This is a genomic window from Catenovulum maritimum, assembly GCF_001050375.1.
In the GTDB taxonomy this organism is placed as follows: Bacteria; Pseudomonadota; Gammaproteobacteria; order Enterobacterales; family Alteromonadaceae; genus Catenovulum; species Catenovulum maritimum.
Genome location: NZ_KQ130492.1, coordinates 41795 through 60260, shown reverse-complemented (window position 1 = coordinate 60260; position 18466 = coordinate 41795). Strand labels below are relative to the sequence as shown.

The following is an 18466-nucleotide window of genomic DNA, read 5'->3' as shown; positions in this document are numbered from 1 at the left end:
TGAACTTCCTAATTAATTGTTAACTTGAATTTGACTCGCAATAGCGGTTTCAATTTGAGTACTTCCTTTGCCATTTTTGCCAAAGGCATGTTCAACCTCAATGACAAATCGATTGCATTGAATATAAGCATCATTCGCATCACTTCGGCTAAAATGTGGGCACGTCGTTGGCCGCTCAGTTAAAGAATCGGCTTCGGCAATCACACTGCCACCTAAAGCAACTTCATCGACATCCGTATTATTAGTTAATGGATTTACCCCCCCAAATATTTCATCGTTTTGGTGAGCTTTATCAACAAATTCATCTGAGCCACCAATCGCCGCATTCAAAGATGATTTTTTAAGCACAGCCGCATTCGCCATTTTTGTATCTAGCGAAGTGTTATAAAGCAAAGTAACGGCTAAGGTCGTTAATACAGTCATCAACACTAAGGCAACTGCAAGCGCGGCGCCTTTTTGTTGGTTTTGGCTATTTTTTATTTGTTTTAACTGCGCCATACTTCTTTACCCGCATTAATAATTTTAACTGTATTAATAAACAACATCCGACGGTAGTTATCATTCACCGTATATAAATAACTGCCCATGTCATAAACCTTAGTATTGGTTATCTTGTTATCCGGCTCCAATGCCCGCACTAAAATATAGGCTTTAATCGCTAATATTTCACTGCCATCATTCTCCCAATGCTCGCGAGTTAATTCCTCTGCTTTAGCATAATAATTAACTGTCCCGTCACTATCAGAGTCAATACCGAATAAAAAGCCCATACGCTCTATACCTTCAACTAAAGTTTGTGCTTTTAACTTGGCCTGATTTCCAGTTGAATTTTCGGTTTTGTATAAGTACTTACGCTTTAAAATAGGCACAGAAACACTGCCTCTAGACTCATTTTCAATATAGTAAATATGATGCTGGTATTCAGATATCACACCATTGTTTACAACTGGTGTGGCATCTGAGCCAGCGTAAAACACGGCTTGGTTATCCGTTGAAATAAGATAATATCGAGTGTCTAATTCTTCTCCTGCTGATATCTCATCACCAAGTACCCGCTTGATTTGTAAAACATCCGTATTCGAAATGGCACTAGAGATACAATTAAAAATACTGCTGCTTTCTGTGTGCGTACTCCATATATGACGGAAAAAGAAATCGCTATTCTCAACAAAAAAAGTGCCGTTGTTTTCTCCGTCGCCAACACAATCAGTCCCTTCCACTGCAACCTTGTTACCATTAACTTGGTTCAGTTTTACAATTTCAGTATCTGCACTTGAAGCTTCGTGAATATCCATACCGGTAAATTGACCGTAATAACCTGCCAACATAATGTCTTGAGAGACTAAAGTAAGCGCTAATCGACCATTTTCTTGCATTTCACCTCGTTGCACTGTGTCACTTACCGTTTCATTTGACGCTACAAGTAAACCTATAACACCAGCAAACACAAGCATGCCCACTGTCATACTGACCAGCATTTCTGTCAGTGAAAAGCCCTTATTGCCTTGATAGCTAGGATGGATAAATTTAATTTTATGTCTCATCATTTTTACCCAATTAATAAATATGTGCAGCTAAAGTAACTTGGCGGCGTTTATTACTACCTGTACCACAGCTTTCTTCAAATTCAGTCGCGTTTAATGCACCGTCAATACTTTCTTTACGGCCCAACCAACTAACAACTACAGTGACATAACCATTAGTATGATCGATACAACCCGTTGGCTTGATAAGCCCTCCCACTCGATTTTCACCATCAAGTACGCTGGCACCTTTTAGCATCCAGTGCCACTGTACTGTGTCGTAAGTCACCATATCTTCTGCACTGCATACATTAGCCATGGAGCAATTAGCTTCCGACTCTGTTGAAAAAGAAGCAGTGCCATAACTTGAGCCTTGGTATGATTCCAATAAGGTTTTATTTAAACGCATTTTTTCTAAAATATCATTGGCCATATAAAGCGCTAGTGATCTTTGCGTTGCATCAATGCCATTTTTTTTGGCTGTCGCCTGTGTTGCAACAGCGCCAACAATACCAATCGCCATCACAGCCATAGCTATCATCAATTCAACAAATGAAAAACCTGAGTTTTTACACCTCATACTGACTATCCTTAATTAGTAACTAAAAGAGTGCTGTTCGCATTTAAGGGAATATTGATTAAATTAGAATATAAATTGAAATGTGTTGATAATGAAGGTGCAAGCCTGATTTTATTAAAGGCTTTATGCAAAAAGCACTTTTTAATAAAAAGCTTGTAGATCAGAGCGAATTTAAATTCGCCATAAAATGAATGTAAACTTAATAAATTAAGTTTGCTGAAAAATGAGTACAACACAATCTCTCATTCCTAAATAATTTTTAAAACCACAGTTAACTATAGTCAAGAAATGAGAGAGTGCGAAATGTTAATTAAACTTTTGAGAATTAGTACCGTTATCTCAGTTCAATTGGTAAAGAAAAAACTACATTTTCTTCGATACCTTGGTTTTCGTTTACCGAAACACCGCCGTAATTCTTCAATTTATCAATGACTTGCTGAACCAATACCTCAGGTGCAGAAGCGCCTGCTGTTACACCCACTGATTTAGCATTTAATAGCCAGTCAGATTCAATGTCTTCTGCTGTATCAATCAAAAACGCTTTACAGCCTACTTTTTCAGCTAATTCTCTTAAACGGTTTGAATTCGAGCTGTTTTTTGCGCCAACCACAAAAACTACATCATTTTGTTGAGCTAGGGTTCTAACTGCATCTTGACGATTTTGCGTTGCATAACAAATGTCGTCTTTACGTGGACCATTAATTTCAGGAAACTTAGCGCGTAAAGCATCTATGATGTCAGAAGTATCATCAACAGATAAGGTCGTTTGTGAGCAATAATATAAATTTGAAGCATTTTTCACTTCTAATTTGCTAACGTCTTCAACATTCTCAACCAAATAAATACCGGCATCATCATTAGAATACTGGCCCATAGTCCCTTCTACTTCAGGATGACCATGATGACCAATTAGGATACACTCGATCCCCTTTCGACTGGCACGTGTCACTTCCATATGTACTTTAGTGACTAAAGGACAAGTTGCATCAAATATTTTCAAACCTCTATCTTTTGCTTCTTTGCGCACAGCCTGTGAAACCCCATGAGCACTAAAAATCACTATGCTATCGTCTGGGATCTCATTAAGCTCATCAACAAAAACTGCACCACGTTCACGTAAGCCATCTACAACGTATTTATTGTGTACAACTTCATGTCTGACATAAATCGGCTTTTCGAATATCTCTAGTGCTCTTTCAACAATACTAATTGCTCTGTCTACACCAGCACAAAAGCCACGTGGGTTTGCTAATTCAATTTGCATAATAAACTCTTTTTAAGCGACTAATTTACAGACAGGATTTCAACATCAAACTCAACAGTTAAACCAGCTAAAGGATGATTAAAATCAACCGTAACTGAATCCCCAGCTACACTTCGGATAATGCCTGGTAGCTCAGAACCATCTGGCTGAGCAAAAGCAACAATAGATCCCTCTTCCGCCGGAGTATCCGACGAAAATTTACTGCGATCTAAATGATAAATATTATCCGGATTAGATAAACCAAAAGCATCTTCAGGCGCAAGCTTGAAACTTTGTTGTTGGCCTTCTGTTAATCCTAGTAAGCAATCTTCAAAACTTTTAGTTAATGAACCATCACCCATAACAAACTTGGCAGGCTTATTTGCAACTTTTGTACTTTCTGCCGCTGTGCCGTCTTCTAGTTTGATCGAAAAGTGCATCACCACTTCACTGCCAGCTTTAATTTGTGTCGTCATCTTACTTTCCTGCTGTTTGTTCTTTTTTATCTTGTTCGGCATTTTCTGGATTTTTAAAAGAATCCAATAAAATCAAGCCAGCACCAATTACTATCCCCATGTCTGCAATATTAAATGCAGGCCAACGGCCATATAGAGGGATCGTAAAATCAAGAAAATCAACAACAAAGCCATAAGCAACTCTGTCATATAAGTTTCCTAACGCACCACCCAAAATTAAGTTAAAGCCAATACACAATAACAATTTATTTTTTTCAGTTTTAGTTAACCAATAGCTAATTAAGCCAACAGCAAAAATTGCAATCGCTGTAAAAAACCAGCGTTGCCAACCATTATGATCTGCTAGAAAACTAAATGCTGCACCAAAATTTTGAACATAGATCAGATTAAAAAAGTCTGTAATTTTGACACTTTCATACAAAGCAAAATTTTGTAAAACTGCGATTTTTGTTACCTGATCAAAGATAAAAACTAAAATCGCAATCCAAATCCAAGCTATGCCAGTGTTTTTAAATTGGCTCATTAACTTTCCTATATTAAGTACTAAGCGAATTGGCGAGCTTCGCCTTCGCCTTCAATATTAGTAACACAACGAGAACAAATTGTAGGGTGAGCTTCAATTGTGCCCACCTCTTCTCTGTGGTGCCAACATCTATCACACTTCTCGCCAGCTGATTTTTCTATCTGTACTTTTAATGCTGAAATTTCAGTTTCTCTAGCATCTGCAGGTGCTTGCTCAAATTCGGCAATGGCAGCTTTAGATGTAATGAGAACAAATCTTAATTCATCTGAAAGTTTAGATAGAACAGCTTGTAACTCAGGTTTAACATATAAAGTTACCTCAGCAGCTAAACTAGCGCCTACTAACTCTTCACGACGAGCTGCTTCAATAACACGGTTTACTTCATCTTTTACCGACATAACCTGAGACCAAAACTCATCATTAAATTCTGAGTTTTCAGCCAATGGCGCTAAACCTTGATACCATTCTTGAGCAAAAACAAATTCTTCTCTTTCACCCGGTAATGATTGCCAAATTTCTTGAGCAGTAAAACTCATAATTGGCGCCATCCAGCGAGTTAGTGCTTCTGCGATTAAATAAAGTGCGGTTTGACATGAACGTCTAGCTAAACCATCAGATTTCGCTGTGTATTGACGATCTTTAATCACGTCTAAATAGAAGCTACCCATATCAATTGAACAGAAATGCATTAATTTTTGCACAACCACTAATAATTGATATTCGTCGTAAGCTTCAATAATTTCTTGTTGAATTTGATTTGCTTTAGCCACAGCCCAGCGATCTAACTCAACCATATCTTCAGGCGCAACCATATCTGTCTTAGGATCAAAACCATTTAAGTTTGATAATAAGAAACGAGCTGTATTTCGAATACGACGGTAAGCATCCGCAGAACGCTTGAATACTTCATCAGATACTGTGATATCAACAGTGTAGTTAGTCGATGCTATCCACAAACGTAAAATATCAGCACCAAATTTATTAATTATTTCTTGCGGGCTAACCGTATTACCAATTGATTTAGACATCTTGCGACCATCTTTATCAACAGTAAAACCATGCGTTAATACTTCTTTGTACGGTGCTTCGCCTTTCATCGCTATGCCAGTCATCATAGATGACATGAACCAGCCTCTGTGTTGATCTGAACCTTCAAGATATAAATCAGCTGATTTACCAAAAGTTTCTGCACGAGCATCAATAACACAAGCATGAGTTACACCAGAGTCAAACCATACGTCTAAGGTATCTGGTACTTTAACGTAAGTTTGAGCATCTTCACCGACTAAATCTTCAGCGGTTAGATCGAACCAAGCTTGAATGCCTTTTTCTTCAACTTGAGTTGCAACGCTCTCGATTAACTCAAGTGTATTTGGATGTAGCTCACCGGTTTCTTTATGAACTAATAAAGCGATCGGCACACCCCAAGTACGTTGGCGTGAAATACACCAATCTGGACGACCTTCAACCATGTTATGGATTCGGCCTTCACCCCAAGCTGGAATCCATTTAGTTTGTTTAATCGCTTCAATTGAATCTTGACGTAATCCAGCTTTATCCATAGCAACAAACCACTGAGGCGTCGCGCGGAAAATAATCGGAGTCTTGTGTCTCCAACAATGCGGGTAGCTGTGCTCGTATTCTTTATGTAGTAGTAAAGAACCTTTTTCTTCAAGTAAAGTAACTACATTCGGATTAGCTTTAAACACGTGCTGGCCAGCAAACACCTCTGTGCCTTCTAAATAAACCCCATTAGGGCCTACTGGATTTGCCACTTCTAAATCGTATTGCTTACCAACCACGAAATCGTCTTGACCATGGCCTGGCGCAGTATGTACACAACCTGTACCTGATTCAGTTGTAACATGATCACCTAAAATCACAGGTACAGTAAAATCATAAAATGGATGTTGCGCTTGGCTTAATTCTAAGTCACTACCTTTACAGTGGCCTAAGATTTCATAGCTTTCGATGCCGTATCTTTGCATTGCAGATGCAACTAGGTCTGTACCTAATACTAATCTTTCACTGCCCGCTTGTACTAAGCTGTATTCCAATTCAGGATGAACAGCAACCGCTCGGTTTGCAGGTAAAGTCCAAGGCGTTGTCGTCCAGATAACAATAGAGATATCGCCTTCACCTTGATTCTCAGTAGTAGAGAACTTTTCTATAATAGAGTCAGCGAGTTTAAATCTAACGTCGATTGCTGGTGATTTTTTATCTTGATATTCAACTTCAGCTTCAGCTAAAGCAGAGCCACAATCTGTACACCAATGAACCGGTTTAAAGCCTTTTTCTAGGTGGCCGTTTTTAACGATTTTACCTAACGAGCGAATGATATTAGCTTCAAATTTGTAATCCATAGTTAAATATGGATTTTCCCATTCACCTAATACACCTAAACGAATAAAGTCCGCTTTTTGGCCATCAACTTGTTTAGTTGCATAAGCTCGGCATTTTTCTCTAAATTCAGCAGCTGTCACTTTACGACCTGGCTTACCAACTTTTTTCTCAACTTGTAATTCAATTGGTAAACCATGACAGTCCCAACCTGGTACATAAGGAGAGTCAAAGCCAGACAAAGTTTTCGCTTTAATAATCACATCTTTCAGTACTTTATTTACCGCATGACCTAAGTGAATATTACCATTGGCATAAGGAGGGCCATCATGCACAATAAATTGGTCTCGACCAGAACGTGCAGCTCTAATTGCTTTATACAAACCTTTTTGTTGCCATGCAGCTAACATTTTTGGTTCACGTTTTGCTAAGTCTCCGCGCATCGCGAAGTCAGTTTGCGGTAAATTTAAAGTATGTTTGTAATCACTCATTAGATTAATCTATTCCTAACAACTCAGGTTGTATATTTCATTGCGCACAATTTAAAACATCTTGCGCAGCAATAACATCTAGTTTTATTTGGTTCTTTAAAGCATCAAATGATGCAAACTTGTGTTCTGATCTGATTTTGCTTTTAAACAACACATTTACTCTTTGCTGGTATAAATCTCCAGTAAAATTAAAAATGTGTACTTCTAACTGTTGGCGCTGCCCATTAACAGTCGGTCTTGAACCAACATTGGCAACGCCATTAAATACTTGATCTTGAAATTGAATTTGAACTGCATATACACCAGATACAGGTGACACTTTCCTATGTAATAACACATTTGCAGTCGGAAAGCCTATGGTTCGACCGCGCTTTTCGCCATGGACAACAGTCCCACTAACACTAAATTCACGACCTAATAACTGTTCAGCTAATTCAAAATTATTACCTGCAATAGCTTTACGAATTTCTGTACTGCTGACACGCTTGCCTTCTAGTTCACAGGTTTGGGTATCTTCAACGGTAAAACCAAAGACTTTGCCCGCTTGCTTAAGTTTTTCAAAGTCTCCAATGCGACCTTTTCCAAACCTAAAATCATCACCTACGACAATATGTTTAATTCCTAGTTTCTCAACTAATAGCTCGCCAATAAATTGGTCCGCCGTTAATTGAGCAAATTCAGGATTAAATCGAACGCATAGCATTCTTTCAACATGATTAGACAATAGCTGGTATTTATCGCGCCAACGGCTCAGCCTCGCCGGAGCAAATTCAGGCGCTAATACTTCAACAGGTTGCGGTTCAAATGTCATCACAACTGCTGGTAATGCTAACTGTTCAGCTTTTTTTTTCAATTGCGCCAAAACTGATAGGTGACCTTTATGTACACCATCAAAATTGCCAATTGTTAATACACAACCAGAATGTTCTGGTTTTATATTATGAATGCCTCGGATTAACTGCATGCTTAACCGTCTAATCTAAAAAACTCGTGGATTATATACCCAAAAGGCCTGTTAATGCGAGTTTAGCAAGCATCAAAATCAACTTTCATCATCTCGCTTCTTAACAAGCTTCTGCTTATTTAGCTTTTATATGCCTTGGTCTAAATCCAATCATAAATAAAGAGAGCAAATAAATGCCGCCGCCAAGGCCTATATAAATAGTTAAATAAGAAATGCGCTCTAACTGACTAAAGGACAACCAATCGGCACTGCTAGGAATTAACACATATAAACAAGCGCTCATGGCTATAACGGCTAGCACAATTCTAATTAGTAAGTTACGTAACTCAAGTGTAATTACAAATACACCTAATTTATTTAAATGATAATAGAGTAAACTCGCATTCATTAATGCGGATAAGGTAGTCGCAAGTGCTAAACCCGCATGCTGTAAAGGAAAAATTAAAGCTAAGTTAAATACCATATTGGCAACCATAGCTTGAATACCTATTTTAACTGGGGTTTTAGTGTCCTGACGAGAAAAGAAGCCAGATGCCAATACCTTGATTAGCATAAAAAATAATAAACCACTCGCATAGGCAATTAAACTTGATTGACTTTGAGCTGCGTCTAAAGCGGTGAATTCACCCCGCATAAATAAAACCATCAACATAGGTTCAGCAAGTAGAATTAAGCCAATGCTAGATGGTAACCCCAACAATACAACCATGAGTACGCCCCAACTCATCGTATTTTGAAAAGACTCAGGGCTAGATTTAACATGGTCTTTCGACAGCTGAGGTAGAATAACGGTGGCTATCGCAATACCAAACAAACCTAACGGGAACTCAAGCAATCGGTCAGCGTAATAAAGCCAACTAATAGAACCCGTTTGCAGAAAGCTCGCTAATACAGTGTCAAATAATAGATTAATTTGGCTCACTGACACTCCAAATAAAGCTGGGATCATCAGCAATCTAATTTTCTTAACCCCTGCATCATTCCAGCCCCACTGAGGTTTTACAATAACGCCTGCTTTTTTCAAAAAAGGGATTTGAAAAAACAATTGTAAAAATCCGCCAAAAAAGACCCCCCAAGCTAATGCATAAGCTGGCTCAGAAAAGTGATCCGCGCCAAAAACGGCAAGACTTATCATTGATATATTTAACAACACGGGAGTGAAAGCCGCCGCGCCAAATTTTCCCCAAGTATTTAAAATCGCACCAGCTAACGCGGTTAAAGCAACAAAGAATAAATAAGGAAAGGTGATTTTTAGCATACTGCTGGCTAATAAGTATTTATCTGCGCCCGCCCCGTTACCATCGTATAACCAATCTAAAAACCAGCCGGTGCCAAATAATGCAATAACAAGAGGTGAACCTATCACACCCAATATGGTTGTAATAAAGACTAAAGTTCCCAGAGTACCCGCAACCTTAGCAATCAATAACTTAGTCTCGTCTATTGATTTCCCTTCTTTATATTCAACTAAAACGGGGACAAAAGCTTGCGCAAATGCACCTTCCGCAAACAAACGGCGTAAAAAATTAGGTATTTTATTTGCGAGTAAAAAGACGTCTGCTGCTGCAGTAGCCCCTAAAATATTTGCAATAACCACATCACGCACTAAACCCAAGATACGTGATACTAAAGTCATGGCGCTGAACCATAAACCAGAACGAATTAAACCTTTAGCCAAAATTTTTTCCTAAAATCTGCAATTAGATATATGCAGTACCTAAAAAATCAGTAAAATATGCGCCAGCGAGTATACCTGTTTCGCTTTATTTTAAAATGCTTGTTGTTTGAACTTAATTTTAAATTTGAATTTTTATTCCAAGTAAAAGTAAAGTAAATCAGGCGATATTTAAAAGAAGCTAATTTAAGTTTATTTTTTAAACGAAAATAATTGACATTTGACCTGATTAAAGGCATATTCTCGCGCCTTTATACCAGGTCTCCCTGATCATCGAATTTTAGGAGTTTAGTTTTGGCTAACATCAAGTCTGCTAAAAAACGTGCGGTTCAATCTGAGAAGAGTCGTCAGCACAATGCAAGCCGCCGCTCAATGATGCGCACATATTTGAAAAAAGTAGTTTCAGCTATTGCTGAAGGTAAAAAAGAAGAAGCTCAAGCAGCTTTCACTACTGTACAACCAATTTTAGATCGTTTTGCTTCTCGTGGTTTAATCCACAAGAATAAAGCTGCTCGTCATAAGAGCCGTTTAGCTGCTCAAATTAAAGCGCTTTAATAAAATATCTAAGCACTAATTAGTTTATCTAATTAACTAAAAACCAGAACCTAGTTCTGGTTTTTTTATATCTAAATTTCAGCTAACAAAACCTGTCAACTCCATTTCCTCGATATCTTCTACTGCAAGTTTTTCAATTAGGTCTATTATTTATTCAAGTACCTTCTTAATCAAAATGAATCGCTAAGGATAGATAATATGAGTTTGTCGAACGAACAAATAAAATTAATTCAAGCAAGCTTTAGTCAGGTAGCTCCAATCGCGGACCAAGCCGCTAACATTTTTTATAATAAGTTATTTGAATATGACCCCGAATTAAGAAGATTATTTAAAACTAACTTAAATGAACAAGGCAAAAAGTTAATGCAAACCTTAGGCGTTGCTGTTGGTGCTTTGCGAGACTTAAATGCTTTAGTGCCTGTACTTGAAAAATTGGCTATAAAACACTTAGATTATGGGGTCAAAGTTGATGATTATACACCGGTTGGCAATGCTCTAATTTATACTCTAAAGCAAGGATTAGGTTCTGCTTTTACCCCTGAATTAAAGCAGGCATGGACGAGTCTGTTAAAAGTTGTTTTTGATGTTATGCGCTCTGCGGCCTATCCAAACTTCAATCCCAATACTTACAAAAATCATAAAAGTTATAATCACTAACTCAAGGTCCAGAAATGAATAGCTTGGTACCTTCAAAAATAGAGATATCCAAGCCAATAATTTGATTTACTCGTCTGACTAGCGCCTATGTGGTATAGTTCGCGAAAATTCCAAGGGGTGCTTTTACAATTTAGTGTAAATGGCTGAGATAATACCCTTTACCCATTAGATAATGCTGATGAGGGATGGATAAGGATGCTCTTCTCAACTCAGCGTATAATTTAGAGATACGCATGAAATTCAACAAAGCCGTTTTAACCAGCGCAATTTTATCTAGCTTACATTTTCCAGCTTTTGCCGAAGATACTCAAAATATTGAGGTAATAGAAGTAAAAGGTGAATTTAAAACTCTAAACTTAAAATCTACCCCCGCTTCTATCGGTATAATAGGTAGTGAAGCAATCGACAGAAAATCAGCAACGCATCTAGAAGAAATATTAACAAGTGCGGCTAATCTAAATTTTGCAGGCGGTACTTCTCGCGCAAGATTTTTTCAAATCCGAGGTTTAGGTGCTCAAGGCGAATACTTTGCACCTGTTAATTATCCAGTAGGTTTATATATAGATGACATTGATTTTAGTGTGATGGCATCTGGTGCAACCTTATTTGACGTTAACCAAGTGGAAGTTTTTAGAGGGCCACAGGGCACTCGATTTGGCGCAAACGCGCTTGCTGGTTTAATTTACTTAAAGTCTAATGCGCCAACTAACACAGCATCAGGAAAATTAAAGCTAGGTGTTGGTAATTACAATACCAAAGAAATCGGTTTAGCTTATTCTAATGGGCTCACCAAAGACCTCAGCTATCGTGTATCAGCTCATCAATTTAAAAATGATGGTTTTATCCGAAATGATTATCTAAAAGCAGAAGACACCAATAATAGAGATGAACTGAGTTTAAAAGGAACCCTCAGGTTTAGCCCGTCAGCAGACTTTGTCTGGGATTTAAACCTGTATCATATCAATATTGATAATAGCTACGATGCTTTCAGTTTAGATAATACTCGGGTAACTTACTCTGACCAGCCAGGTCGTGATGCACAAAAAAGTAATGCCATCAGCTCTAATTTAAAGATCAAGTTATCTGATTCAGCGTCGTTCCAATCTATTTTCACCTATGCAGAAAGTGAAATCGCTTACGAGTTTGATATCGACTGGTCATATATCGGCATAGCGCCAGGATGGGAATACAGTCAATACGAACAAAATTTAAGAGATAAATCTAATTACACTGGCGAATTTAGATTTATGTCTGAAGAAGCCGGTTTGATTTTTAACGATACAACTAGCTGGGTTATTGGCGCCTATTATCAAAAATCAGAAGATGAGTTAAATCACAGGTATACCAAATTTGATATAGACACAGAAACACCGTCTTACACCTACTTTGATTCTAACTTTGAAAATGAAAAACAAGCTTTATTTGTACAAACTAATAGCCAGCTTTCAGCTAATTTCGATTTAAGTGTCGGTTTCAGATATGAGCAGCACCAAATGACATTTGCTGACTCTAACAAGATCACTGCCTCACCAGATTATAATATGCTAGGCGGTAAAGTTTCATTGGGCTACAAACTCACTCAAGATTTGTATGCTTATGGACTGGTTAGCCGCGGTTATATGACAGGTGGTGTTAGTTTAGATGCTAACCTAACACAACAAGAAAGAACTTTTGAACCAGAGTTTTTATGGAATTACGAAACAGGTTTAAAATATCAAAACGAAAGCTTATTCGTCAGATTAGCAGCATTTTATATGGATAGAGAGGCGGCTCAAATCACCAGAAATAAAGTTATTACTAATGAAGACAATTCATCCACTTTTATCCCTTATACAACCAATGCAGAAACTGGCTTTTCTAAAGGCTTGGAGTTAGAAACTAACTGGTTTGCAACCAACGCATTAGAGATGTACTTAAACCTTGGTTATCTAGTCGCTGAATTTGAAAATCTACCTGCTGAAGGTGACTTTGCTGCAATTGAAGCGGGCGAGTTTTCACAAACACCAACTTATACTTTAAACCTAGGGCTAAACTTAAGTATTACAGATCAACTTTGGTTAAATCTAGAGTTAGATAGAAAAGATGAATTTAGATTCTCTGATGATCACGATACCATGTCGCTCAGTAAAAACTTAGTCAATGCTTCATTAAATATAGAGTTCGACGCACTAACAGTTAAAGTTTGGGGTAGAAACTTATTTGATCAAGATACCTACACGCAAGGTTTTTCATTCCCTAACGACCCGAGAACTGAATATCCAGAACAGTCTTGGGTTCAATACGGTGAGCCTCGCGTATTTGGTGTAACAGCTGAATATAGCTTTTAATTCTCTTACAACTTTACCGCTAGCTTAAACAGCTAAGTTAGCGGTTCACCTAATAAGGCGAAACAATGCAACTGTCTGTTGAAATCAGTTTATACCCGCTTGCCGAAACTCAGTTCGAAGACTTAATTTGGGCTTTTATAAAACGCATTCGCGAATACTCAAACATTCACATAGTCACAAACGGCATGAGTAGCCAAGTGTTTGGAGAATATGACGACGTAATGGCATGTCTGCAAAAAGAAATTAAAGCAACCTACGAACAAACTGGCACTGCAATTTTTGTCTGCAAATACGTTCCAGGTGATAGATCCAGTGTTGAAGAATAATTAGAGCATGGACGCTATTGTAACTTTAGAAAACCTAGCAGCACTGCTTAGTCTAATATATGTATTACTTGCCGCTAAGGGGAACATTTGGTGCTGGCCAGCTGCACTGGTTTCAACTGCGATTTATACTTGGTTATTCTTCGATGTAAACCTCTTAATGGACAGTGGGCTACAAGTTTACTATATCGCTATGGCCATCTACGGCTGGTTTAACTGGCAAAAAAGCCAGAGCCAAAACCAAGCTCAAATCCAAATAAAAAGTTGGAGTAAGAAACAACACCTTATCTGGATAACCACCCTAGGCTTATTAACACTGACGCTAGGGTTTATCATGGCGAATTATACTCAGGCAGATTTTGCTTATTTAGATACTTTAACGACTGTTTTTGCTGTGTTTGCAACCTATCTAGTTGCACAGAGAGTTTTAGAAAACTGGTTATATTGGATAGTGATAGATGCTATTTCAGTCTATCTATATACCTCTAAATCGCTCGACACCACAAGCTACCTATTTATTGGTTACACCCTGATTGCAATCTGGGGTTATTGGCAATGGCGACAAACCTACCTTAAGCAATAGAATGATTAAGCCAACACAAATCAGCGCTGAAGATATCAAGTGGATTGAAGAGAAAGTCGGCTCAGTTCACTCTATCAAGGTTTTAACCTCAGGTTTAACTAACAACTGCTTTAAAGTAAAAACCCAAACTGGGTTATTCTTCGTTAAAAAATTTAATCTCAGCAGATTAGATAAACAGGCCATTCAAAACGAGCAACAAGTTAGGCAATGGGCAGAAAGTGTAAATTTATCGCCTCTGACATTTTTTTACAGCCAAACATTAAACCTACTCATTCAGCGCTTTGAAGTGGCGGGCGATCTTGCAAGCTCTAACTTAGCAATGGATGACAAAATACAGCAAGTTGCCACCTGCTTAGCTCGATTACACCAGCAAGCATTACAACCGCACACTAAATTAACAAAACAAGATTTAACTCACGAGTCGTCTCTACTCATAGCAAGAGCGCAGCGGTCAACTGCAGACTACAAAAATTTAATTCAACTCTGTAAAAAACTGGACGAAAACAGTCAGCTCAATTGTCTTTGTCACGGTGATATGTCATTTCAAAACCTATTACTAGGCAGTGAAAACAAAATAATTGATTGGGAATATGCTAGGTTAGCAGAAGTAGAATACGATTTAGCCAGCTCAATTGTCATCAATCAATTGACTCTAGCGCAACAACAAAGCTTAATTGAAAAGTATCAAGCAGCAATGGCGAACAAGCGAATCTCTATAGATAAAATAACTGATTATCAAATTGTGTTTACTGAAATCAACAAGTTATGGCACCTTAGCGAAAGCGACTAGCAGTTTTAAATAAAACGTTAGCTTATCTAAACTAACGTTTTCTTTAACTTTAAATTAAGCGTCGATCACACTTCTGACAAATTCAGCGATAGCTTCATCTTGGCAGTTTTCAAAAAAGCATGCTTGGAACCTTTCACCACCAACAGCAGTTTTGACTAACTCAGGATCTAAAGATTTTAAACCTGCTAAAAAGTCTTTCGCGACCGCAGATTTCACTTGGCTTAGAATGCCCGCATTTTCGACTTGAGATTCTTTACGCTCAGGTGGATAACCTTGGCCTTTTTCGCCCGTAAAAGCTTTCTCAAAAATATATCGAATGTTTAATTCTGCACCCCAGCCAAAGCCCTTCGCAAATGGCAGTGCTAAAGCATTACCATTATTAATTTGTGCAAATAAAAACGCATCTGCAGGATCGATACAATAGCCACAAGTAACGCCTGGGTATGCATTTAAAGACATTAAAGCCCCCTGCCCAGTACCGCAACCACTCACGACAAAATCAACCGCTTTTGAATTTAATAATAAACTCGCAATTATACCTAAGTGAATATAAGTTAATCTGTGATCATTATCATCACTCATACCAACATTAAACACATCATGACCTTGTTCTTGAGCTACAGCTTGCAGTTCTTTTAAGACTGTCGCGTTTTTAGCCGCTTGGCTAAACTCGTTCATTAATGCGATTTTCATGGATTTACCCTTATTTAAATTTCATTCTTCAAAATGGTATCACTCACCACCTTGCCACCGGTGTCAATTGTACATAAATTAGCTGCCATATCAATCTTAAGCCATTAGTTTTTGGTCTCAAGCTAATAAAGGTAAAACTTCAACCCAAATATAACTAAAGGCAGATACAGAGGCCAATGCAAGCAAGACTAGGTTAAAATGGAATTTATCAGTTTTACGTTTAAGCCTTCGTGAATTGACGATAATCGCTAACAAACTCACAATTGCAGAAAAGATAAGTTGATAGGTTAAAATGGCAGTCCAGTCTTTGAGCCACTCAGTTCTATACTCTTGGGTTGTTTGTATATATTCAGCATAGCCAGGCACTAATTCGGGCCGAGCAAAGTGATATGAAAATAATGACAGAATAAAGCCAAGCCAAGCTAAAACAGTTAAAATCCAGAGTGTTTTGATTACCCAATCTGGTCCTTTACGTTTATCTGCTACTTTCATTGTAAAAATCTTAGTGAATCTAGGCTAAATTTCATTTTTAAGCTTGTTAATCCTATTTCAATCGGTAACATATCCGCTTTAAAAATATCCAAGGTTATTGCGTCAATTTTTCGATTGTGCAATCAAAAATAGCTTGGCTATAAATAACCAATATAACTAATTGCCGGAGCAAATCAAACATGAGTCACAGCTCAATAAGTGATGTGTTAGCGGGTAAATACCCAGTTGAATCAATAATCACAGTAAAAGGTTGGATCCGCACTGTACGTGCTAATCCTAATTTTTCATTTATTAATTTACATGATGGTTCATGTTTTGATCCTATTCAAATTGTAGCAGATAAAAATTTAAGCAATTACGCTGAAATTATGAAGTTAACAACCAGTTGTTCACTTAGCGTTACAGGTAAAATTGTTGAATCTCAAGGTAAAGGCCAATCTTTTGAAATACAGGCTGACTCTATTGAAATCATAGGTTTAGTTGAAGACCCAGACACTTACCCTATGGCTCCAAAACGCCACTCTGTAGAATATTTAAGAGAACATGCGCATTTACGCCCACGTACAAATTTAATTGGTGCTGTAACACGTGTCAGAAATACACTTGCGCAAGCGATTCATAGATTCTTCAATGAAGACGGCTTCCAATGGATAGCAACACCGATAATCACTGCAAGTGATTGTGAAGGCGCTGGTGAAATGTTCCGCGTATCAACACTAGATTCAGTCAACCCACCATTAACGGATGAAGGTAAAACTGATTTTAGCCAAGACTTTTTCGGTAAAGAAGCTTTCTTAACTGTTTCTGGCCAATTAAACGTTGAAACATACTGTTGTGCACTGTCTAAAGTTTATACTTTCGGTCCAACTTTCCGCGCGGAAAACTCAAACACAAGTCGCCATTTAGCAGAGTTTTGGATGGTAGAGCCTGAGATTGCATTTGCTGATTTAGCAACTGTTGCTCAGTGTGCTGAGGACATGCTTAAGTACGTATTTAAAGCAGTACTAAATGAGCGTAAAGACGATTTAGAATTTTTCGATCAACGTGTACAAAAAGGATTAATCCAACGCTTAGAAACTTTATCTGAAACAAGTTTTGTTCGCATGGATTACACAGACGCAATTGAGATATTGAAAAATTGTGGTAAGAAATTCGAATTTCCTGTTGAGTGGGGAGTCGATTTATCTTCAGAACACGAAAGATATCTAGCTGAAGAGCACGTAGGTGGTCCAGTTATCTTGCAAAACTATCCAAAAGAAATTAAATCTTTCTATATGCGTATGAATGACGACAATAAAACCGTTGCCGCTATGGATGTTTTAGCGCCTGGTATAGGTGAGATTATAGGTGGTAGTCAACGTGAAGATAGATTAGATATCTTAGACGCGCGTATGATTGAATCTGGCTTAAATCCAGAAGACTATTACTGGTATAGAGATTTACGTCGTTATGGCTCTGTCCCACATGGTGGTTTTGGCTTAGGATTTGAGCGCTTAGTTTCTTATGTTACAGGCGTGGCAAACGTTCGTGACGTTATCGCTTTCCCAAGAGCAGCTAAATCAGCTAACTTCTAAATTTTTCTTAGCTCAACAAATAAAAATGCCGCTAAATATAGCGGCATTTTTTTATCTAATAATTGATTTAGAGCTAAGTCAATATAAATTGCGAGTATCAGAGCCATCACAGACAGTTCAATTCAAGGCGTATCATTGCAGGAATGTAGGCACCTTTCAAAATGATACAACACAGAAGTGGGCTGTCTGTGAGGTTCCTGAAAGGCTGGGCTAAAAGCCATTTATTCTGCGTTAAGTCGGCTTGGCATAGAACCACTATGCCTGTGCCAACTTGCCTTGCCTAAATGGCTTTTATCTCCAGCTGACTATCGCTATTTATATTGATTTAGCTCTAACGATTAAACGAATTAAGCAACCTACCCAAGTCTATTTCTCAGGTAAGTATTTAAACTTCTAATTGCGATGCTACTTACTTTCTGCCGATAAGCTCGCCAATGTTGCAGCTTTTACTCTATCAAATTGTGCCTTCGCCAGAGTTGAGTTATCTAGCTGAGTCGCATTAAGCCACTGCTTAAGTAAGCTATCAAGCGTAAGCTCTTCACCTTCATTTAACTTATTCGACAACATTTGAACTTGTAATGTCATACGCTTATCAAGACAATCGCTAGGGCTTTCAATACCAGTTAAAATTTCCATTTTAATCACTTGCTCTTCAGC

19 protein-coding genes are annotated in these 18466 nt (G+C 38.0%); 7 read left to right on the top strand and 12 right to left on the bottom strand.

The features are described from left to right. Positions 1–12: 12 nt before the first annotated feature. From XM47_RS11780 to murJ, 9 genes are all read right to left on the bottom strand, one after another. A complete protein-coding gene (locus XM47_RS11780) occupies positions 13–498 on the bottom strand; it encodes a pilus assembly PilX family protein (RefSeq protein WP_048692721.1) in 486 nt (161 codons plus the stop codon). Further along, the gene (locus tag XM47_RS11775) at positions 486–1547 is read right to left on the bottom strand and encodes a PilW family protein (RefSeq protein WP_245623462.1); all 1062 of its coding nucleotides are present in this window, start codon (positions 1545–1547) and stop codon (positions 486–488) included. Before XM47_RS11775 ends, XM47_RS11780 begins: the two co-directional genes overlap by 13 nt. Before the next feature lie 10 nt (positions 1548–1557). Further along, positions 1558–2103, bottom strand: a complete 546-nt coding sequence (gene pilV, locus XM47_RS11770) for a type IV pilus modification protein PilV (RefSeq protein WP_048692718.1) — start codon at positions 2101–2103, stop codon at positions 1558–1560. 334 nt (positions 2104–2437) lie between these two features. Beyond that, on the bottom strand, positions 2438–3367 hold the full coding sequence (ispH, locus tag XM47_RS11765) for a 4-hydroxy-3-methylbut-2-enyl diphosphate reductase (RefSeq protein WP_048692717.1): 930 nt from the start codon (positions 3365–3367) through the stop codon (positions 2438–2440). A gap of 20 nt (positions 3368–3387) precedes the next feature. Further along, complete coding sequence (gene fkpB / locus XM47_RS11760; protein WP_048692716.1) at positions 3388–3822, bottom strand: FKBP-type peptidyl-prolyl cis-trans isomerase; 435 nt, start codon at positions 3820–3822, stop codon at positions 3388–3390. A 1-nt stretch (position 3823) separates the two neighbouring features. Next, complete coding sequence (gene lspA, locus XM47_RS11755) at positions 3824–4345, bottom strand: signal peptidase II (RefSeq protein WP_048692714.1); 522 nt, start codon at positions 4343–4345, stop codon at positions 3824–3826. Positions 4346–4365: 20 nt separating this feature from the next. Continuing rightward, positions 4366–7176: an isoleucine--tRNA ligase gene (gene ileS, locus XM47_RS11750; protein ID WP_048692712.1), complete on the bottom strand. Its 2811-nt coding sequence runs from the start codon at positions 7174–7176 to the stop codon at positions 4366–4368. Positions 7177–7213: 37 nt separating this feature from the next. Further along, positions 7214–8140: a bifunctional riboflavin kinase/FAD synthetase gene (gene ribF / locus XM47_RS11745; protein WP_048692710.1), complete on the bottom strand. Its 927-nt coding sequence runs from the start codon at positions 8138–8140 to the stop codon at positions 7214–7216. A gap of 115 nt (positions 8141–8255) precedes the next feature. Then, positions 8256–9818 (bottom strand): murein biosynthesis integral membrane protein MurJ, encoded by a 1563-nt coding sequence (murJ, locus tag XM47_RS11740; RefSeq protein WP_048692709.1) that lies wholly within the window; start codon positions 9816–9818, stop codon positions 8256–8258. 291 nt (positions 9819–10109) lie between these two features. Between murJ and rpsT the strand changes: the two genes are divergently transcribed. The 6 genes from rpsT (at position 10110) to XM47_RS11710 (ending at position 15050) form a co-directional block, all read left to right on the top strand. Further along, positions 10110–10370, top strand: a complete 261-nt coding sequence (rpsT, locus tag XM47_RS11735) for a 30S ribosomal protein S20 (protein ID WP_048692707.1) — start codon at positions 10110–10112, stop codon at positions 10368–10370. A 198-nt stretch (positions 10371–10568) separates the two neighbouring features. Beyond that, positions 10569–11027: a globin family protein gene (locus XM47_RS11730; RefSeq protein ID WP_048692705.1), complete on the top strand. Its 459-nt coding sequence runs from the start codon at positions 10569–10571 to the stop codon at positions 11025–11027. Positions 11028–11260: 233 nt separating this feature from the next. Beyond that, complete coding sequence (locus XM47_RS11725; RefSeq protein WP_048692702.1) at positions 11261–13354, top strand: TonB-dependent receptor; 2094 nt, start codon at positions 11261–11263, stop codon at positions 13352–13354. Between the two features lie 65 nt (positions 13355–13419). Next, on the top strand, positions 13420–13680 hold the full coding sequence (locus XM47_RS11720) for a YkoF family thiamine/hydroxymethylpyrimidine-binding protein (protein WP_048692701.1): 261 nt from the start codon (positions 13420–13422) through the stop codon (positions 13678–13680). A gap of 7 nt (positions 13681–13687) precedes the next feature. Next, positions 13688–14260 (top strand): nicotinamide riboside transporter PnuC, encoded by a 573-nt coding sequence (gene pnuC, locus XM47_RS11715; protein ID WP_048692700.1) that lies wholly within the window; start codon positions 13688–13690, stop codon positions 14258–14260. A 1-nt stretch (position 14261) separates the two neighbouring features. Then, a complete protein-coding gene (locus XM47_RS11710; RefSeq protein ID WP_048692698.1) occupies positions 14262–15050 on the top strand; it encodes a phosphotransferase in 789 nt (262 codons plus the stop codon). A 54-nt stretch (positions 15051–15104) separates the two neighbouring features. On the opposite strand, the gene XM47_RS11705 is transcribed toward XM47_RS11710, so the two are convergent. Together XM47_RS11705 and XM47_RS11700 are read right to left on the bottom strand one after the other, a co-directional pair. Next, positions 15105–15743 (bottom strand): RpiB/LacA/LacB family sugar-phosphate isomerase, encoded by a 639-nt coding sequence (locus XM47_RS11705; protein ID WP_048692695.1) that lies wholly within the window; start codon positions 15741–15743, stop codon positions 15105–15107. A gap of 117 nt (positions 15744–15860) precedes the next feature. Beyond that, positions 15861–16235 carry a hypothetical protein gene (locus tag XM47_RS11700; protein WP_048692693.1) on the bottom strand — a complete coding sequence of 125 codons (375 nt, stop codon included), beginning with the start codon at positions 16233–16235 and terminating at the stop codon, positions 15861–15863. A gap of 179 nt (positions 16236–16414) precedes the next feature. On the opposite strand from XM47_RS11700, the gene asnS reads away from it, so the two are divergent. Beyond that, the gene (gene asnS / locus XM47_RS11695) at positions 16415–17809 is read left to right on the top strand and encodes an asparagine--tRNA ligase (RefSeq protein ID WP_048692691.1); all 1395 of its coding nucleotides are present in this window, start codon (positions 16415–16417) and stop codon (positions 17807–17809) included. A gap of 405 nt (positions 17810–18214) precedes the next feature. Here the strand turns inward: asnS and XM47_RS11690 are convergent. Continuing rightward, the coding region (locus tag XM47_RS11690) for a hypothetical protein (protein ID WP_172656527.1) at positions 18215–18466 on the bottom strand (252 nt) is incomplete at its 5' end.

What these genes read in the sequence shown, in the direction of transcription:
- XM47_RS11780 (WP_048692721.1), bottom strand. Translation starts at nt 498, where the DNA reads ATGGCGCAGTTAAAACAAATAAAAAATAGCCAAAACCAACAAAAAGGC.
- XM47_RS11775 (WP_245623462.1), bottom strand. Translation starts at nt 1,547, where the DNA reads ATGATGAGACATAAAATTAAATTTATCCATCCTAGCTATCAAGGCAAT.
- pilV (WP_048692718.1), bottom strand. Translation starts at nt 2,103, where the DNA reads ATGAGGTGTAAAAACTCAGGTTTTTCATTTGTTGAATTGATGATAGCT.
- ispH (WP_048692717.1), bottom strand. Translation starts at nt 3,367, where the DNA reads ATGCAAATTGAATTAGCAAACCCACGTGGCTTTTGTGCTGGTGTAGAC.
- fkpB (WP_048692716.1), bottom strand. Translation starts at nt 3,822, where the DNA reads ATGACGACACAAATTAAAGCTGGCAGTGAAGTGGTGATGCACTTTTCG.
- lspA (WP_048692714.1), bottom strand. Translation starts at nt 4,345, where the DNA reads ATGAGCCAATTTAAAAACACTGGCATAGCTTGGATTTGGATTGCGATT.
- ileS (WP_048692712.1), bottom strand. Translation starts at nt 7,176, where the DNA reads ATGAGTGATTACAAACATACTTTAAATTTACCGCAAACTGACTTCGCG.
- ribF (WP_048692710.1), bottom strand. Translation starts at nt 8,140, where the DNA reads ATGCAGTTAATCCGAGGCATTCATAATATAAAACCAGAACATTCTGGT.
- XM47_RS11730 (WP_048692705.1), top strand. Translation starts at nt 10,569, where the DNA reads ATGAGTTTGTCGAACGAACAAATAAAATTAATTCAAGCAAGCTTTAGT.
- XM47_RS11725 (WP_048692702.1), top strand. Translation starts at nt 11,261, where the DNA reads ATGAAATTCAACAAAGCCGTTTTAACCAGCGCAATTTTATCTAGCTTA.
- XM47_RS11720 (WP_048692701.1), top strand. Translation starts at nt 13,420, where the DNA reads ATGCAACTGTCTGTTGAAATCAGTTTATACCCGCTTGCCGAAACTCAG.
- pnuC (WP_048692700.1), top strand. Translation starts at nt 13,688, where the DNA reads ATGGACGCTATTGTAACTTTAGAAAACCTAGCAGCACTGCTTAGTCTA.
- XM47_RS11710 (WP_048692698.1), top strand. Translation starts at nt 14,262, where the DNA reads ATGATTAAGCCAACACAAATCAGCGCTGAAGATATCAAGTGGATTGAA.
- XM47_RS11705 (WP_048692695.1), bottom strand. Translation starts at nt 15,743, where the DNA reads ATGAAAATCGCATTAATGAACGAGTTTAGCCAAGCGGCTAAAAACGCG.
- XM47_RS11700 (WP_048692693.1), bottom strand. Translation starts at nt 16,235, where the DNA reads ATGAAAGTAGCAGATAAACGTAAAGGACCAGATTGGGTAATCAAAACA.
- asnS (WP_048692691.1), top strand. Translation starts at nt 16,415, where the DNA reads ATGAGTCACAGCTCAATAAGTGATGTGTTAGCGGGTAAATACCCAGTT.